Annotated in this window: 15 protein-coding genes and 1 pseudogene; 9 read left to right on the top strand and 7 right to left on the bottom strand. The window is 56.8% G+C overall.

The genetic code is table 11. The features are described 5' to 3' along the window. Positions 1–420: 420 nt before the first annotated feature. The 3 genes from G6L28_RS10745 to G6L28_RS10755 all read right to left on the bottom strand — a co-directional run bounded on the left by G6L28_RS10745 (position 421) and on the right by G6L28_RS10755 (position 2,302). Positions 421–1,374, bottom strand: coding sequence for an alpha/beta fold hydrolase (locus G6L28_RS10745; protein WP_234902538.1), 954 nt, complete (start codon positions 1,372–1,374; stop codon positions 421–423). Positions 1,375–1,499: 125 nt separating this feature from the next. Then, positions 1,500–1,916, bottom strand: a complete 417-nt coding sequence (locus G6L28_RS10750; RefSeq protein WP_174063770.1) for a DUF2177 family protein — start codon at positions 1,914–1,916, stop codon at positions 1,500–1,502. A gap of 14 nt (positions 1,917–1,930) precedes the next feature. After that, positions 1,931–2,302, bottom strand: coding sequence for a DUF2147 domain-containing protein (locus tag G6L28_RS10755; protein ID WP_174063771.1), 372 nt, complete (start codon positions 2,300–2,302; stop codon positions 1,931–1,933). Positions 2,303–2,477: 175 nt separating this feature from the next. Between G6L28_RS10755 and G6L28_RS10760 the strand changes: the two genes are divergently transcribed. Genes G6L28_RS10760 through G6L28_RS10770 form a run of 3 tightly spaced genes read left to right on the top strand, consistent with a single transcriptional unit; the run spans position 2,478 to position 4,853 of the window. Then, positions 2,478–3,266, top strand: coding sequence for a DUF1295 domain-containing protein (locus G6L28_RS10760; protein WP_174063772.1), 789 nt, complete (start codon positions 2,478–2,480; stop codon positions 3,264–3,266). Position 3,267: 1 nt separating this feature from the next. Further along, positions 3,268–4,299: an SAM-dependent methyltransferase gene (locus G6L28_RS10765; RefSeq protein WP_174063773.1), complete on the top strand. Its 1,032-nt coding sequence runs from the start codon at positions 3,268–3,270 to the stop codon at positions 4,297–4,299. Further along, on the top strand, positions 4,296–4,853 hold the full coding sequence (locus G6L28_RS10770; RefSeq protein ID WP_174063774.1) for a hypothetical protein: 558 nt from the start codon (positions 4,296–4,298) through the stop codon (positions 4,851–4,853). Before G6L28_RS10765 ends, G6L28_RS10770 begins: the two co-directional genes overlap by 4 nt. On the opposite strand, the gene G6L28_RS10775 is transcribed toward G6L28_RS10770, so the two are convergent. Further along, positions 4,826–5,035: a hypothetical protein gene (locus G6L28_RS10775; RefSeq protein WP_174063775.1), complete on the bottom strand. Its 210-nt coding sequence runs from the start codon at positions 5,033–5,035 to the stop codon at positions 4,826–4,828. The genes G6L28_RS10770 and G6L28_RS10775 overlap by 28 nt on opposite strands. Before the next feature lie 195 nt (positions 5,036–5,230). On the opposite strand from G6L28_RS10775, the gene G6L28_RS10780 reads away from it, so the two are divergent. The 3 genes from G6L28_RS10780 to G6L28_RS10790 all read left to right on the top strand — a co-directional run bounded on the left by G6L28_RS10780 (position 5,231) and on the right by G6L28_RS10790 (position 7,528). After that, positions 5,231–6,646, top strand: a complete 1,416-nt coding sequence (locus G6L28_RS10780) for a phosphomannomutase (RefSeq protein ID WP_174063776.1) — start codon at positions 5,231–5,233, stop codon at positions 6,644–6,646. Between the two features lie 115 nt (positions 6,647–6,761). After that, on the top strand, positions 6,762–7,163 hold the full coding sequence (locus tag G6L28_RS10785; protein ID WP_174063777.1) for a group II truncated hemoglobin: 402 nt from the start codon (positions 6,762–6,764) through the stop codon (positions 7,161–7,163). Further along, positions 7,160–7,528 carry a DUF423 domain-containing protein gene (locus tag G6L28_RS10790; RefSeq protein ID WP_174063778.1) on the top strand — a complete coding sequence of 123 codons (369 nt, stop codon included), beginning with the start codon at positions 7,160–7,162 and terminating at the stop codon, positions 7,526–7,528. The genes G6L28_RS10785 and G6L28_RS10790 overlap by 4 nt, the downstream gene beginning before the upstream one ends. 11 nt (positions 7,529–7,539) lie before the next feature. On the opposite strand, the pseudogene G6L28_RS10795 reads toward G6L28_RS10790, so the two are convergent. Beyond that, positions 7,540–7,845, bottom strand: a pseudogene (locus G6L28_RS10795) (DUF2325 domain-containing protein); the annotation flags it as partial. A gap of 207 nt (positions 7,846–8,052) precedes the next feature. Then, entirely contained in the window at positions 8,053–8,700 is a 648-nt protein-coding gene (locus tag G6L28_RS10800) for a TetR family transcriptional regulator C-terminal domain-containing protein (protein WP_174063780.1), read from the bottom strand. Positions 8,701–9,186: 486 nt separating this feature from the next. On the opposite strand from G6L28_RS10800, the gene G6L28_RS10805 reads away from it, so the two are divergent. The 3 genes from G6L28_RS10805 (at position 9,187) to G6L28_RS10815 (ending at position 14,682) form a co-directional block, all read left to right on the top strand. After that, positions 9,187–10,377, top strand: a complete 1,191-nt coding sequence (locus tag G6L28_RS10805; RefSeq protein ID WP_174063781.1) for an efflux RND transporter periplasmic adaptor subunit — start codon at positions 9,187–9,189, stop codon at positions 10,375–10,377. A 13-nt stretch (positions 10,378–10,390) separates the two neighbouring features. Beyond that, on the top strand, positions 10,391–13,714 hold the full coding sequence (locus tag G6L28_RS10810; protein WP_174063782.1) for an efflux RND transporter permease subunit: 3,324 nt from the start codon (positions 10,391–10,393) through the stop codon (positions 13,712–13,714). Positions 13,715–13,998: 284 nt separating this feature from the next. Beyond that, the gene (locus G6L28_RS10815) at positions 13,999–14,682 is read left to right on the top strand and encodes a Crp/Fnr family transcriptional regulator (protein WP_337795759.1); all 684 of its coding nucleotides are present in this window, start codon (positions 13,999–14,001) and stop codon (positions 14,680–14,682) included. A 40-nt stretch (positions 14,683–14,722) separates the two neighbouring features. On the opposite strand, the gene ureG is transcribed toward G6L28_RS10815, so the two are convergent. Then, positions 14,723–15,334 carry an urease accessory protein UreG gene (ureG, locus tag G6L28_RS10820; RefSeq protein WP_174063783.1) on the bottom strand — a complete coding sequence of 204 codons (612 nt, stop codon included), beginning with the start codon at positions 15,332–15,334 and terminating at the stop codon, positions 14,723–14,725. Between the last annotated feature and the right edge of the window lie 55 nt (positions 15,335–15,389).

The raw sequence follows: 15,389 nt of genomic DNA on the forward strand, positions 1-15,389 counted from the left end.
TTCTGTGGATGGAGTCGAGGTGACATGCGAGAGACGTGGGCACTCTGAGGAGAGTTTCGGAACCGACGAGCCATCCTTAAAAAGATGTGCCTATCTTTTGCGGGAGAACTGCCCGCGAGCGGAAAAGAACTACTATGACATTGGCCCATGACCCAAGCTGTCGCCAGCGTGCGCCATAGACCGGGGCGGCGGGATCAACCTCGGCGACCCTCAAAAATGCGCGCTCAGTTTCTAGCCGCGATCAAAAGGTGGAATTAGAGAGCTACAGCGTAGACATAGTTCTCATCATCACCCGGCGCGGCGCGCCACTTTTATGATTTTCAAATCGCGCTGACCGCTACACGGCTCTGAACGCTTCGGTCTGAAACACAGTAGCTTCCGTGATTAGAGGCGAACCAGCACAGAGATCTCTCTGGCTCGTCACTTCCCGTCAGCGGCGATTTTTTCCTCGAGAGATTTTGCGATGGCTTTCAGATTGCGTTTCTTGCCGCCGATTTTTTCGATGGCGGCGACGGCGAGGTCGCGCGCGACGTAATCTGACTTATGGCCGAGGTTGCGGACGATGATCAGTTCGGCACCGTTTATATCTCGCGCCAGATGTTTTGAGTGGATTTCCGTTGAGACGACATCGTCGGTATCGCCTGCAATGATGACGGTTGGTGCGCTGATTTCCCGGTAGTGAGCGGAAGCCGTTTTCGCCCAACCGTTCAAAGCACCGACTTCCTGGGCGTTGTGCCGAAAGGCAACGGGACGGAGGGCGCGGTATGATTTGGTCTTGGCAACGTAATCCGATGGTACCGGGTTTGGTGAAAACACCCCCTTCACGGCCGCATTCAAAGCGAGGAGGCCAGCCGGCGGTGCGATAAGCGTGCTGAAGAATAGTCCCGCAACGGGCGCGCGGGCAGCATCATAGTACCAGGAAATTCCACCCGGCCATGGGTAGAGCGCAGGTGAAAGGAATACGAGCCCCTCCACCATATCCTTGTGGCGCAGGGCGAAGGCAGCGGTAATTGCTCCGCCGAACGAGTGGCCGACGATTATCGCTTTGGGAATACCTCTTCGCTGCATGACGCTCGCAATGGCATCGGCCTGCGCGTCGGGCAGTATATTTTCCTTTGGGCCAATGTCCGAGAGCCCGTGTCCGGGCCTGTCTACGAAAAGGAGCTTTGCCCGGCCTTCCAGCGGCTCGCGGAAAGCGTACATGGGGTCATAAAGGCTGGTGCTTGCGCCATGGATGAAAACGATGGGCGGCAGGTCGGCATTTTTACCGGCGGGAACGAGGACACTGTTTAGCTTGAAACCGCCGACATCGACTTTCGCTTCCCCTATCGAGAGACCTGTTTCGGCGGCGAGTGTTGCCGAGACGATGCTCATTGCAAGCACTGTTCCAAGGACGGGGAAAAGATTGGAAGACATGATGGGCCCTGAATATTTCAATTTTCTCCGCAGATCATTGGACCCGGCCACCTGGAGACGCAAGACGCGGATGGCCGGGTCCGTCAGCGGGCAATTCGCCCGCCGATTTTTTGAGTAATCACGCAAGCGAGAAACGCCGTCGATGCTGAGAGAACGGAGCCCCATAAAAGATCCGCAACGGTCAGCGTTGTTGGCCAGTTCACCAACGTAGCCTGGTTGGTAAGATCATAGGTGGCATAGGCGGCAAAGCCGAAAAACCCGCCGTTACGAAGCGCAATCCCTGAGCGCCTGGCCTGCAATCCTGGCACAACGGCAAAGAAAACAAGGGCCGCACAGTAGATCAGGTAGAAGAGCACGGCAGGAACGACTCGAAACTGCGGAGCAAGCAGATCCCCCAGTAGCGGCCTGTAGAGAAGATCAGCCATCGTGCTTAGCCAAACGGCGTCTATCGCCAGAAAAACCACGAGCGTTGCGGCATAAGCGATGGAATATGTCTTCATCGATGCGTTGCCTTTCAGTTGATGCGGGTCCAGCTGACACCCTTGCAAAGGATGCCCGCCAGCACGCAGCCCTTCGTCGTCATGCTGTCACCTTTCACGGAAACGGTGATCTTGTAGGTCAAGTCGCGTTGAGGATCGAAGGCCGTACCGGAATATTCGCCGTCGGAGCTGGGCTTGATGCTCATCACAAGCTTGTCGCCGGACTTTTCCTTCGGTGTGCCAGGCTTGATCCAGGTGTTGATGGCGCAAATATCAGAGCCACATGGCGCAATCTCCACCTTGGCGTTACCGTCGCCTCGCGCCCATTGACCATTTATATCTGCGGCAGCGGCCGCCGTGCCGCCGAGCATTAAAACAACTGTGGAAAGCCTCAAAACGGATTTCATTGTTCTTCCTCCAAGAAAAAGCGTCCTCCGCTTCTGCTGACGAACAACGCACACACCGCATCTTCGGATCACCAAGAAACCCTGCGTGAAGTTTTTTTCCTCCCAGATTAAACCGGCGCGCAGAAAGTTCCGTAACTTGCCATGAGACTACGTGGATCATGGAAAGTGATAATCTATGGATTTGCTGTATTTGCTTCTTATTGCCATCGGTCTCCTAGTCGCCATGGCAGCGGCATGGGCGGTGCAACGCAAAACCGGCGCCAGCGGCTGGATCGATACGATATGGTCATTCGCAGTCGGCATCGGTGGTATAGCGGCCATAATCGCCGCAGATGGAACGCCTGAAAGACGCCTGGCGGCATTTCTGTTGATCGCCGTGTGGTCCATCCGGCTCGGGAGCCATATCGTTACCCGCACGAAAGGCGCAGGCGAAGATCCGCGATATGCGAAACTGGTCGAAGAATGGGGTGAACAAGCGTCACTGCGGCTTTTCGTGTTCTTGCAAATCCAGGCGTTGGCCGGCTTCATTCTCGTTCTGGCGATCTATCTCGCTGCCGCCAGCACGACCGCGTTTCCTTCGGTGCTAGACATGGTCGCAATAATTTTGGCCCTGTCGGCACTAGCCGGAGAAGCCCTCTCAGACCGGCAACTGTCAAAATTCCGCAAGACGCCTGAGGCCAAGACCGGCGTGTGCGAAGAAGGCTTCTGGCGCTATTCCCGCCACCCAAATTATTTCTTCGAGTGGCTCTATTGGTGCGCGTGGCCGCTTCTCGCACTGACCGGCCCCTCACCTTGGAGTTGGGCAGCCCTCCTCGCTCCCGCCCTGATGTATTGGCTGCTGGTGCACGCCTCCGGCATTCCACCGCTGGAGCAACACATGCTGCGTTCTCGCGGCGAAAAATTCCGCTCGTTGCAACGTCGCGTCAACGCGTTTTTCCCCGGTCCAAGAAAAGAGGAGGCATGACATGAATATGCTGGCATTCGCCATCAATACCGCCGAAAAGGCGTCGCTTTCAGATGGCCTGACGCTCACGGGCATAGACTTCCTCTGCAACCGTACCAAACGGCGGCTGGAAAAAGTACCGCAGGAAGAGGAACTGGCTTTCGCAAGAGATATGGCGACGTATCCCGTGGCAACGCACACGGATGAAGCTAACCGCCAGCATTATGAAGTACCTGCGGAGTTCTTCTCGCTGGTACTTGGACCGCAGCGCAAATACTCCTGCTGCTATTACCCCAGCGCCACCACGACGCTTGCAGATGCCGAGACTGCCGCGTTGGCTGAAACAGTAAAGCACGCCGATATCTATAATGGCATGGACATCCTCGAATTGGGATGTGGATGGGGCTCCCTCTCGCTCTATTTGGCGCGGCAATTCCCTGATTCCAGTATCACATCCGTTTCCAACTCCTCCTCACAGCGTGCTTATATTTTAAGCGAAGCAGAACGGCAGGGTGTTACGAACCTGAATGTCATTACGGCGGATATGAATGATTTTACGCCGACAAGTCGTTTCGACCGCATCGTTTCGGTCGAAATGTTCGAGCATATGTCCAACTGGCGCGCCCTTTTCGAGCGTACGAAGAACTGGCTGAAGCCGGATGGCCGTCTGTTCATTCATGTTTTCACCCATAAGAACCGCTCCTACCGCTTCGATCAGAACAATCCTGCGGACTGGATCGCGCATCACTTCTTCACAGGCGGCATCATGCCTGCCCACGATCTGCCGCACCGTTTTGCCGATCTCTACGAGGTTGAGGCGGAGTGGCGTTGGTCCGGCAGTCATTATCAACGGACAGCCATGGACTGGCTTGCGAATTTCGACCGTGAATCGGAACGCATCACGCCTATTCTTCAGCGCGTTTATGGCAAGGATGCCACCCTCTGGCACCGGCGCTGGCGGCTTTTCTTCCTCGCGACCGCAGGCCTGTTCGGACACGATAAGGGCGGGGTATGGGGCGTGGGCCACTATCTGCTGAAGCCGGTGCAGGAATGAAAGCTTCCCGAAAAGGCGACGGGCTCGACGCCTTGACGGCAGCGACGGTGACCATTGCCTGGATCATCGTTCTCAACAAGCCATTTTACCCGCTGACGATCTGGTGGATCGTCGGCAACGGCGTGGAGGCGTCTTGGTTGAGCGCGCTTTCCGCGCCCTTCTTTCTGACCATCCCTTTCATCGCTAAAAGATCACCGCTGGCGGCGCGCATTGTCCTGCCCTTCATCGGCACTGTGGACACGGTGTTTGAAACCAAGCTCTTCGGAACAGCGTCGGGCACAGAACTTTTCTTCGCCGCCTGCATCATGCTGGTTGCCACCTCATTCAGAGCCGGTGAAAAACTCTGGCAAATGGGCATGACCTGCCTTGTATTCGCTGGTTTTCTGGCGACGCGTTACATGGTCGGCGATGCCCTGCACGTCTGGAACGACGCCGATCTCGCAAAGCTTCTGTCTCTTAACGCCTTCGCGGTCGCCTGCCTTACGGCATTCATCGCCCTGCGTTATGCAGGCCTCGACCGCAACGATTATTCCTCGGACAGAAGACCGTCATAGACTTCCAGCAGTGCGGCGGAAATGGCCCCACCTAGGCTGTTTGCCGCTTCACGGATTTCATCTTCGTTACCCTCGCGCGAAGCGATGGCGAGCGCAGAACCTTCCACCGCGATGATCGCTTTTGCGCGTTCGATGGCCCAAAGGCCGAAATCGCCGCGATTGTCGATCGATACTGTTTCCATGTTCCGTTTTCCCTGTGCCTCAATGAAACGATATAGGGTTATCGACAACCTCCTGTCAAAACTTGAGGGCTCAGGCAGTTTCCGATACCAATTGATACTATTGCCATTTTAGGGATCAATGCGGCTCCCCACCCGTTAGAGAAACCATGGCTCCGGCCATACAGATTCTGATCAAAGCATAAGGAAGCTATCGATATGAGCCTGAAGTTTGGAACAAGCGGTCTTCGCGGACTTTCCGAAGATTTGAAGGGTGAGGCGTCAGCAATCTACGCAACAGCTTTCGCCCGCCACCTTCTAAACTCTGGTCTTGCCAAAAATGGCGACCCTATTCTTATCGGCCAGGACTTCCGTGATTCCAGTCCGGCTATCGCAGCAAGTTGTATTGCCGCAATGAATGCAGCGGGCCTGAAGCCGATGGATTGCGGCGCGATTCCAACACCGGCCCTTGCCCAATATGGCCTCTCGCTGAAGGCGGCAGCCCTGATGGTGACCGGCTCTCACATCCCAGCAGATCGCAACGGCATCAAGTTCTATCGTCCAGACGAAGAAATTGACAAGCAGGACGAAAATGCGATTGCCGATCTGGCTCTCCAGATCAAAAACGAAAGCATTTCTACGACGCAGGAGAAAGCCGAAAGCCGTGCCGCCGAGGCGGCGGAACTCTTCCGTGAGCGTAATATTTCTCTTCTGCCCAACGCTGCGCTCGCAGGGCTGAAAATCGGCGTTTACCAGCACAGCACAGTGGCGCGGGACATGTTCGTGGATGTTCTGGCTCATTATGGTGCGAACGTTGTCGCCCTTGGCCGCTCGGAGACCTTCATTCCCGTCGATACCGAAGCCGTCTCTCCCGAAACTCAGGAGATGCTCAAGGCGTGGGCACCCGAACATGGTCTTGACGCAATCGTATCAGCCGATGGCGACGGTGACAGGCCACTTCTGGCAGATGAGAATGGAACGCCGTTACGCGGCGATCTGCTTGGGCTGATCACGGCAAACTTCCTGAAAGCGGGAGTGGTCGTTACGCCCGTTACCTCCAATTCCGGTATCGAGGCCAGCGGTGATTTCGAGGTTGTGCGAACGAAGGTGGGATCGCCATTCGTCATTGCCGGAATGCAGGAAGCGATTTCCAACGGCAAGAGCGGCGTAATCGGTTTCGAAGCCAATGGTGGCTTTCTCACTGCCTCACCCTTCACACTGAATGGCAAGACGATATCTCCCTTACCGACCCGCGACTGCTTCCTGCCAATTCTGGCGGTATTAAACCTTGTCGCGGAACAGAAGATACCGCTGTCGCAAATCGCCGCTGGCTATAAGCTGCCGGTCGCCGCTGCCGACCGGCTCCAGAACTTCGCGCAGGAAAAGAGCAGCGCATTGATGGCTCACTTGCGTTCGTCGCGAACCAATCTCGAGCAGTTTCTGGCACCCGTTGGAGCTGTGAAAGAGACCAGCGATATCGACGGGTTGCGCGTAACACTCACCGACGGCAACACGATCCATTTCCGTCCTTCGGGCAATGCGCCTGAAATGCGCTGCTATGTCGAGGCGGCTAATGAAGACGAGGCAAATGACCTGCTCGATAAGGGCCTTAACCTCATTCGCAACTTCGGTTGATGTCCAGTTTTCGATATCCAGCAAGGTGCGGCGCTGCGAATTGCCGCACTCTTCGTTTGTTGTTGCGCTTTGGCAGTCGAAGCGGCAAAACGTCAGCGAACGGAGACCGTAAACCTTGGCAGAAGAGACCATCACGCTTTATCAGGCCATCGGCGGTGATGACACGGTGCGCGCGCTGACAAAGCGCTTCTACGAACTCATGGACACGCTGCCGGAGGCCGCAAACTGCCGCGCCATCCATCCGCCAGACATTACGGGCAGTGAAAGCAAGTTTTACGATTATCTCACCGGCTATCTCGGCGGACCTCCGGTTTATGTCGAAAAACACGGCCACCCCATGCTGCGCCGACGCCATTTCGTAGCCGCTATCGGACCGGCAGAGCGAGACGAATGGCTGCTCTGCTTCCGCCGCGCCATGGATGAGACGATAGAGAACCCCAAGCTGCGCGAAATCATCTGGGCACCTGTGGAGCGGCTGGCATTTCATATGCAGAATCAGGAAGAGAAACCGTCATGACAAACATCGTTTTTCGCGCTGGCACCCTCTTCCTCAGCGGCATCCTCGGCGCGGCAGGCGTTGCGCTTGCCGCCGCGGCAACGCACACTGGCGCGGCCCATATGCTCGGCAACGCCTCTGCCATGTGCCTTGCCCATGCACCGATCCTGCTGGGATTATTTATAGGGTGGGACCGTATCAGAACGGCATTGCCGGCATCTGTTCTTCTTGGCCTCGGCACGGTTCTGTTCGCCGGCGATCTCGTATCCCGTCAATTTACCGAAAGCGGCCTGTTCCCCATGGCCGCGCCCGCGGGCGGGCTCGGCATGATTTTGGGCTGGCTGGCGCTTGCCGCCGCCGCCTTCTTCAAAACGGCTCGGGACTAAGCAAGTCGATCTCAGTTTGCGGCGCGGTCGTTCATGGTTTGAAGCGCCCGCTCAAGGCTGGATTTGCTACCGTTACGGAGCGGAATGAAAGTCTTGCCGAACTTCTTGCAGCCGGATTTGACGCGCAGACACGCATCATGGCTGATACAGTCGATAGGGCAGAATACGCAGTCTACCGAAGGAAGCAGCGTATCGATACGCGACACAGCCTCGCGCAGGCCACCATCATGATGGATCAGTTCGGCATCGAAATTGCTGGCGATCTGGCGAAGATGCGCAACCTGACAGTCACGACCGCCGACATAAAGAAAGCTTTTCGGCCCCACAGGCGCCTGTTGCTGGAGGGACTGCCCTGCCTGCTGCGGACGCTCGTCGCGCTTGCCGTTTCGATCCGCCTTCTTTTTCTCTTTCCGCGCCATAACTCACCTTAACGTTGCACACCTGCCCGATCACCCGGCTTGGCGGCACATTATTAAAGATGAGTTTCAGAGTAAAGTATAAAGTTGATGATAATCATCATGTTTTTATGGGGAGGGTGAAATCCTCAAACCACCCATGAAAAGCTGCTCCAGAAAACGCGCGGCGTCTTCGAAGCGACCCTCACCCGCGTTGCCGTGTCCCAACACGGCCTTTACCTGAACATCGAAGTCGGCGTAATGCTGGGTTGTGGCCCATATCGAAAAGATAAGGTGGTAGGGATCGCACTTGGCGATCAGGCCTGCCTTTGCCCAGGCACGGATGACTTCCGCCTTTTCGTCGACGAGTTGCTTCAGCGGACCTTTCAACTCGTCTTCGACGTGCGGCGCGCCCTGTAGAATCTCGTTGGCAAACAGTCGGCTTTCGCGGGGATAATCCCGCGCCATTTCCAGCTTTCGGCGAATGTATGAGCGGATTTCCGCCTCCGGGTTCCCGAGGTCATTGAAAGCGCGGAGAGGATCGAGCCAGGTGTCCAGAACCCGCTCGATAAGAGCCCGGTGCATAGCCTCCTTGGTACGGAAGTAATACAGCACATTGGGCTTGGACATGCCTGCAACATCTGCGATTTGGTCGATGGTGGTGCCACGAAACCCGTTCATGGAAAAAACATCGAGCGCGGCCTCCAGGATCGCCTCTTCCTTCTTCTCCTGAATGCGTGTGCGCTTCTGGGTCTTTGCCGCTCTGGGTATCGCCATCGCAATGGTCTCTTGTTGTGTTCGTTGAAACCATCGACGTATTTGAACACGTGATCAATGATTATAGAATTATGACAATACCGCCCGCTTTAATAGACGCAACCCAACCTTCTCAAGCTCTCGATCCTGTGTTTCGGTACCGTTGTAGCAGGAACGACAACACGTATCGGTCATCAGCCATCATTTCAGCTAGAATCGGGCACATGTTATCCACCTCAGTACATAGAAAAATGTATCTTCAATGCGCTCGTTACACCGATTGAAATGATTGCCAGTCAGATTTACATTCCGGCGGCAAAACTTTTAAGGAATTGAGTGCGGGTGGAAAGTAATCCAGATGGCTCCTTGCGACGTTTTGCGCAATGTCGCGTCTGACTACGCGGCGCGAAATTACTGTCGAACCGAGTATCGTATTCATTATCGCACGAACCATGCCTGTGCCGAGGCGCATGCTGATCCCGCGATTGGACCTGAACGGATAAGCATATGCAGCGCACGACACCTATAGCATGTTTGGCAGCCATTCTCCTTGGCGCGTCCGTGCTACCGATGACCGCTTCAGCAGAGGGTGAGCCCGCTCAGGCCAACCGCCAGAACCTGCCGTCCATCGTCGTGACCGAAGCGGCTACGCGCGATCTCGTCGATAAGGTCGTTGCGACCGGCACGATCCGTCCTGTCGATGAAATTTACGTCCAGCCGCAGGTGGATGGGCTGGCGGTCGACAAGCTCAATGTCGATATTGGCGACAAGGTCGAGGCTGGCGCCGTACTCGCAGAACTGTCCCAGGACAGTCTGCTACTGCAAAAAAGCCAGCTGGAGGCCAACAGGGCAAAAGCTGAAGCTGCAGTTGCACAAAGCAAGGCGCAGGTGATCGAAGCGCAAGCCAACCTCGATGACGCCAACCGTCAGAAGGACCGCGCAGCGAAGCTAGGACAATCAGGCTCGGGCTCAGTTTCGCAAGTCGAGCAGACGGCAGCGGCAGCAGCCGTCGCACAGGCTCGTTTGCAGGCAGCGAAACAGGCCGTGACGGTCGGCGAAGCGGATACCAAAGTCGTCGACGCCCAGATCGAGGACATTGACCTGAAACTCGCCCGCACTGGCGTAAAGACACCGGTCGCCGGTATCATTTCCGCCAAGAACGCCCGCGTCGGTGCCATTGCCAGCGGTGCAGGAAACCCCTTGTTCACCGTCATCAAGGATGGAGCCATCGAACTGGTGGCCGACTTGTCCGAGACCGACATTCAAAAGGTGAAGACCGGGCAGAAGGCGCACGTCACTGTCGCCGGTGGGCGGGACAAGATCGAAGGCACGGTCCGCATCGTCTCGCCAACAGTCGATGCCACCACACGACTTGGCTCCGTGCATATTGTTCTACCAGCCGAAAGTGCGGCGAGAGCTGGCATGTACGCCAATGCGGAAGTCGTCGTTTCAACTGCAAACGCTCTGGCGCTACCGCTATCCGCCGTCACATCGGGCCGGGACGGCTCCACGACGCGCCGGGTTGAAGATGGCGTGATCAAGCAGGTGAAAATCGAAACCGGTATTCAGGACGCCGGCTTCGTGGAAATCAGGAGCGGGCTTTCTGCTGGAGACGTGGTTGTTGAAAAAGCAGGCGCATTCGTGCGCGATGGTGATAAAATCAATCCGGTTCCGGCTGAAGCCGCAGCGTCGAACTGACTGAGGGAAAGTCATGAATTTCTCTGCATGGTCCATTCGCAACCCTATTGCACCGCTCTTGGCTTTCGCCCTGCTGCTGTTCCTCGGCATCAAGGCGTTCTACGATCTGCCGATCACCCGCTTTCCGAATATCGACGTACCCGTGGTGGCAATCACCGTAACACAGAGCGGTGCCTCGCCCTCGGAGCTCGAGGCGCAGGTCACGAAAGAGGTCGAGGATGCTGTCGCCTCCATCAGCGGTATCGATGAAATCCAGTCGACCGTCACCGATGGCCAGTCGTTGACCACCCTCATCTTCCGTATCGAAAAGCCCACGGAAGAAGCGGTTCAGGATACCAAGGACGCTATCGACAAGATCCGCAGCGAGCTTCCATCCGACATCGAAGAGCCCGTCGTCAGCAAGATCGACGTGGAGGGTCAGGCAATCCAGACTTTTGCGGTGTCTTCGCCGAATATGACGCTGGAGGAGCTTTCCTGGTTCGTGGATGACACCATCAAGCGCGCGCTCCAGGGTCAGGCGGGCATCGGCAAGATAGATCGCTATGGCGGGGCAGATCGCGAAGTCCGTATCTCCCTGAACCCCGCGAAGCTGGACGCATACGGCATTACCGCCGTTGACGTGAACAACCAGCTGCGCGGCACCAATATCGACCTCGGCTCCGGCCGTGGACAGGTAGGCGGCAACGAGCAAACGATCCGCACGCTTGGCGATGCGCGTGACGTGGCGCAACTTTCCAACACCACGATTGCGCTGGCCAATGGCAATTTCGTCAAGCTTTCCGAACTCGGCACTATCAAGGACACCTATCAGGAGCAGAGGTCATTTTCTCGCTTCAACGGTAATCCCGGCGTGACCTTTGCCGTTTTCCGCGCCAAGGGTGCGAGCGAGGTGTCGGTTGCCGAAACAGTGGCGCAGAATCTCGATCAGGTCCGGAAAGACTACCCGAACGTTTCCATCGCCATGGTCGATGATGCGGTTTATTTCACCTATGGCAACTACAAGGCTGCGCTCGATACGTTGATCGAGGGCTCGATCCTTGCGGTCATCGTCGTATTGCTGTTCTTGCGAAACTGGCGCGCGACGGTGATTGCCGCCGTCGCCCTGCCGCTATCGGCCATCCCCACATTCTGGATCATGGATGTGCTGGGCTTCTCGCTCAACCTCGTCAGCTTCCTGGCACTGACGCTCGCGACCGGCATTCTGGTAGACGACGCGATCGTTGAGGTGGAGAATATCTCCCGCCACATCAAGATGGGCAAATCCCCCTATCGCGCCTCGCTGGAAGCCGCGGATGAAATCGGCCTTGCCGTCATCGCCACCAGCTTCACCATCATCGCCGTCTTCGTGCCCGTCTCCTTCATGCCGGGTATTCCGGGACAATACTTCATCCAGTTCGGCCTTACCGTCGCCTTCTCGGTGTTCTTCTCTCTGATGGTGGCACGCCTGATAACGCCGCTGATGGCCGCCTACCTCATGCGCGCCGACGATGCGGTCGATGACCATCACGACAATGACGGCAGGCTGATGAAGGCCTATACGCGCATGGTAACGGCCACCACCAGCAAATGGTGGGCGCGTTACCTGACGCTGGTTGGCGCAATCGGTTTCCTCATCGGTTCAATGGTGCTGCTGAGCGGGGTTCCCGGCAGCTTCCTGCCACCGGACGACTCCTCTCGCGTCGTCCTGTCCATAGAGCTTCCGCCAAACGCGACGCTGGATGAAACCGATGCCACGACCTCGAAGATTTATCAGGCCGTGCGCGATATCAATGGCGTCGAAAGCGTCTTCATCCTTGGCGGCGCTTCGCCGAAGGGCGATCTCGAGCTACGCCGTGCGACCGTGCGCGTCATTCTCCAGCACATCGACCATTCTCTGGTAAAAATGGTGGTCAACAAGGGCTTCGGCTCAATTCCGCTCATCGGCCAATATCTGCCGAAGGTGGAAGACAATGGAAGAACGCGCCCGCAATGGGATGTGGAGCGCGATATCTTTGCAGCAGTTCGCGGCATTCCGGATGTTCGCATCATCAAGCTCAACGACCGCGCGGAACGCGAACTCACCTTCAACTTTCTGTCCTCCAACGAAGAGGACTTGAACAACGCCGTCGGCCTGCTGGAATCGCGTCTGCGCGCTTCGCCTATTCTGGCCAATGTCAGCTCGGAAGGCGCGCTGCCGCGTCCTGAATTGCAAATTCGTCCGCGCAAGGATGAGATCGCCCGCCTCGGCATCACACCACAGCAGATCTCCCAAACCTTGCGCGTTGCGACCATCGGCGATATCGATGCGCAGCTGACGAAGATTTCGCTGGATGACCGGCAAATCCCGATCCGCGTTCAGGCTTCGCTCGATGTTCGGCGCGATCTGGCGGCCATCCGTGCGCTCAAGATCAAGACGGCGTCCGGTGCGACAGTGCCGCTCTACAGCGTTGCCGATATCGACTATTCGGAGGGGCCAAGCTCCATCAAGCGAAACGATCGTAACCGGGTCGTCGCCATCGGTTCCGATGTTCCCTTCGGCACGGCTCTCGACACCTCGACGGCCGAATTCAAGCGGATCGTTGAAGAAACACAGCTTCCGCCCACTGTTCGTCTGGCTGAAAGCGGTGACGCAAAGGTACAGGGTGAAATGCAGCAGGGCTTCGTCAACGCCATGTTGCTCGGGCTGTTGCTGGTGCTGGTCGTTCTCATCCTTCTCTTCAAGGATGTGATTCAGCCCTTCACGATCCTGTTCTCACTGCCGCTCGCTATCGGCGGCGTGGCCGTAGCGCTCATTCTCACGCAGAACGCACTCTCCATGCCGGTGCTGATCGGCATTCTGATGCTGATGGGCATCGTGACGAAGAATGCCATTTTGCTGGTGGATTTCGCCATTGAAATGCGCCGTCACGGTATGGAACGCGTTCATGCCATGGTGGAAGCGGGCCGCAAGCGTGCCCGCCCGATCATCATGACCTCGATTGCCATGTCGGCGGGCATGTTGCCGTCTGCGCTCGGCGTCGGCGAAGGCGGCTCTTTCCGCTCGCCTATGGCGATTGCGGTGATCGGCGGCATCATCGTGTCCACCGTGCTATCGCTCATCGTCGTGCCAGCCTTCTTCCTGATCATGGATGACCTGTCGCGGCTGCTCGCGCATCTTTTCGGTCGCTTTGTCGGCAAGAAGGAAGAGGAGCATCCCATACTGTCTTCCGAGGAACTTTCGACCATCGCGCGGGAAAACAAGGACGCACTTTCGGCTATGGAAGAGCGCCTTTCTGCTGTGGAAAGAGCATCGCAAAAGGACACTCGCACGAGCAATTCCAACAACGTCCTGAGGCTGCCGCCGCTGGCTGCGGAATGAGTATTTCGAGTAAAAGCGCGGCGCGGCTTTCACCCGGACAATGTATTGGAAACTAATAGGTTAGAGATTTTTGCGCTTCCAAGAAACGGGAAAATCTCTAACCTTTGTTCCCGGAATTTCTGCGGGATTGATCGAAATCAATTCCATCTATGCACCGATTGATATCCTGCCCGGCATAGGGGATTTACCGATACCGGCGCAGGCACCTGTTTTGCGACACGAAAGAGTGTCTGTCCAGCGAGGCCAGCCAGGTCCGACTTCCATAGTGACCAAGGGAGAGCGACGTGACCAGCAGCGTGAAATTGAGCACCAAGGAAAAAAGCATTCTCCTTCGCATGCCGTTGATCGCGGCGACCGATGAAGCGTCAACCGCGGCGCTGATGGAGGCATCGACGCTTTTGACGCTGGCACCGCGTCAGATGCTTTTCCGGGAAGGCGACCCCGCCGAACATCTCTTTTGCGTGCTCACGGGCTATGTTCGGCTCTTCCGGGTCAGCAAGGACGGTCGCGAGGCGGATGTCCGCATATGCGGGCCTGGCGAAACATTCAACGCCAACCTTATCTTCGGCGCAGACCGCAATCGCTACAACGCACAGATCGCCGAGAGTTGCACATTGGCCCGGCTTGATATCGCCAAGGTCAGATCAATGATCGAAACAGATCCGAATATTGCCCGCGGAATCATCCAATGCCTCGCCGACAGCCTGACGGCGACGATGGAGGGATTGGTCAACGATCGGCTCCAAACCGCGCCGCAGCGTGTCGCCCACTACCTGATGACCCAGGCCCCACACGACAAGGCATCCTATTCCCTGCGTCTGCCGTTTCAGAAAAGCGTGCTGGCAGGAAAACTCGGCCTGGCGCCCGAAGCCCTCTCCCGCGCCTTTTCAAGCCTGCGGGAGTGTGGGGTGATCGTGCGCGGAAGAGTGATCCACGTTAACGATCCAGTAGCTCTCAAACAGATTTAGAACGGTAGATCGAGGTACCGAAACAGAGCGCGGGTTACAATCACAGTCCGCCGTGCTGCTTCAGGAACCCGACGATCCGGTCCACCCCTTCGCCACGTTTCATGTCGGTAAAGACGAAGGGCATGTCCTTGCGCATGCGTGTCGCGTCGCTGTCCATCAACTCCAGATCGGCCCCGACATAAGGTGCAAGGTCTTTTTTGTTGATGACCAACATATCCGAGCGGGTGATACCTGGTCCGCCCTTACGCGGAATTTCCTCACCCTGACAGACCGAGATGACGTAGAGCGTTATATCCGCAAGATCCGGCGAGAAGGTTGCGGCAAGGTTATCTCCACCGGATTCGATAAAGACCACATCCAGATCGGGAAAGCGTTCGTTCAAACCGGCAATGGCCTGAAGGTTGATGGTCGCGTCCTCACGAATGGCCGTGTGCGGGCAGCCACCCGTCTCCACGCCGACGATCCGCTCCGATGGCAAGGCCTGCATGCGAACCAGAGCTTCGGCATCTTCCTTGGTATAGATGTCATTGGTAACCACGGCGACGGAAAACTCGCCGCTCATCGCCTTGCACAGCTTCGCCGTCAAAGCAGTCTTGCCAGAGCCCACCGGCCCGCCGATGCCGACCCTGAGCGGTCCATTTGCCGATTTCATCTGTTTCCCTTTCGAATGTATTTTCAGCGACTTTAACGATGTTTCACCGGCTGCT

It is taken from the genome of Agrobacterium larrymoorei (assembly GCF_013322225.1).
In the GTDB taxonomy this organism is placed as follows: domain Bacteria; phylum Pseudomonadota; class Alphaproteobacteria; order Rhizobiales; family Rhizobiaceae; genus Agrobacterium; species Agrobacterium larrymoorei_A.

Bases quoted from the DNA above. Each gene is read 5' to 3' on its own strand.
- G6L28_RS10745 (WP_234902538.1), bottom strand. From the start codon at position 1,374: ATGAGCATCGTCTCGGCAACACTCGCCGCCGAAACAGGTCTCTCGATA.
- G6L28_RS10750 (WP_174063770.1), bottom strand. From the start codon at position 1,916: ATGAAGACATATTCCATCGCTTATGCCGCAACGCTCGTGGTTTTTCTG.
- G6L28_RS10755 (WP_174063771.1), bottom strand. From the start codon at position 2,302: ATGAAATCCGTTTTGAGGCTTTCCACAGTTGTTTTAATGCTCGGCGGC.
- G6L28_RS10760 (WP_174063772.1), top strand. From the start codon at position 2,478: ATGGATTTGCTGTATTTGCTTCTTATTGCCATCGGTCTCCTAGTCGCC.
- G6L28_RS10765 (WP_174063773.1), top strand. From the start codon at position 3,268: ATGAATATGCTGGCATTCGCCATCAATACCGCCGAAAAGGCGTCGCTT.
- G6L28_RS10770 (WP_174063774.1), top strand. From the start codon at position 4,296: ATGAAAGCTTCCCGAAAAGGCGACGGGCTCGACGCCTTGACGGCAGCG.
- G6L28_RS10775 (WP_174063775.1), bottom strand. From the start codon at position 5,035: ATGGAAACAGTATCGATCGACAATCGCGGCGATTTCGGCCTTTGGGCC.
- G6L28_RS10780 (WP_174063776.1), top strand. From the start codon at position 5,231: ATGAGCCTGAAGTTTGGAACAAGCGGTCTTCGCGGACTTTCCGAAGAT.
- G6L28_RS10790 (WP_174063778.1), top strand. From the start codon at position 7,160: ATGACAAACATCGTTTTTCGCGCTGGCACCCTCTTCCTCAGCGGCATC.
- G6L28_RS10800 (WP_174063780.1), bottom strand. From the start codon at position 8,700: ATGGCGATACCCAGAGCGGCAAAGACCCAGAAGCGCACACGCATTCAG.
- G6L28_RS10805 (WP_174063781.1), top strand. From the start codon at position 9,187: ATGCAGCGCACGACACCTATAGCATGTTTGGCAGCCATTCTCCTTGGC.
- G6L28_RS10810 (WP_174063782.1), top strand. From the start codon at position 10,391: ATGAATTTCTCTGCATGGTCCATTCGCAACCCTATTGCACCGCTCTTG.
- ureG (WP_174063783.1), bottom strand. From the start codon at position 15,334: ATGAAATCGGCAAATGGACCGCTCAGGGTCGGCATCGGCGGGCCGGTG.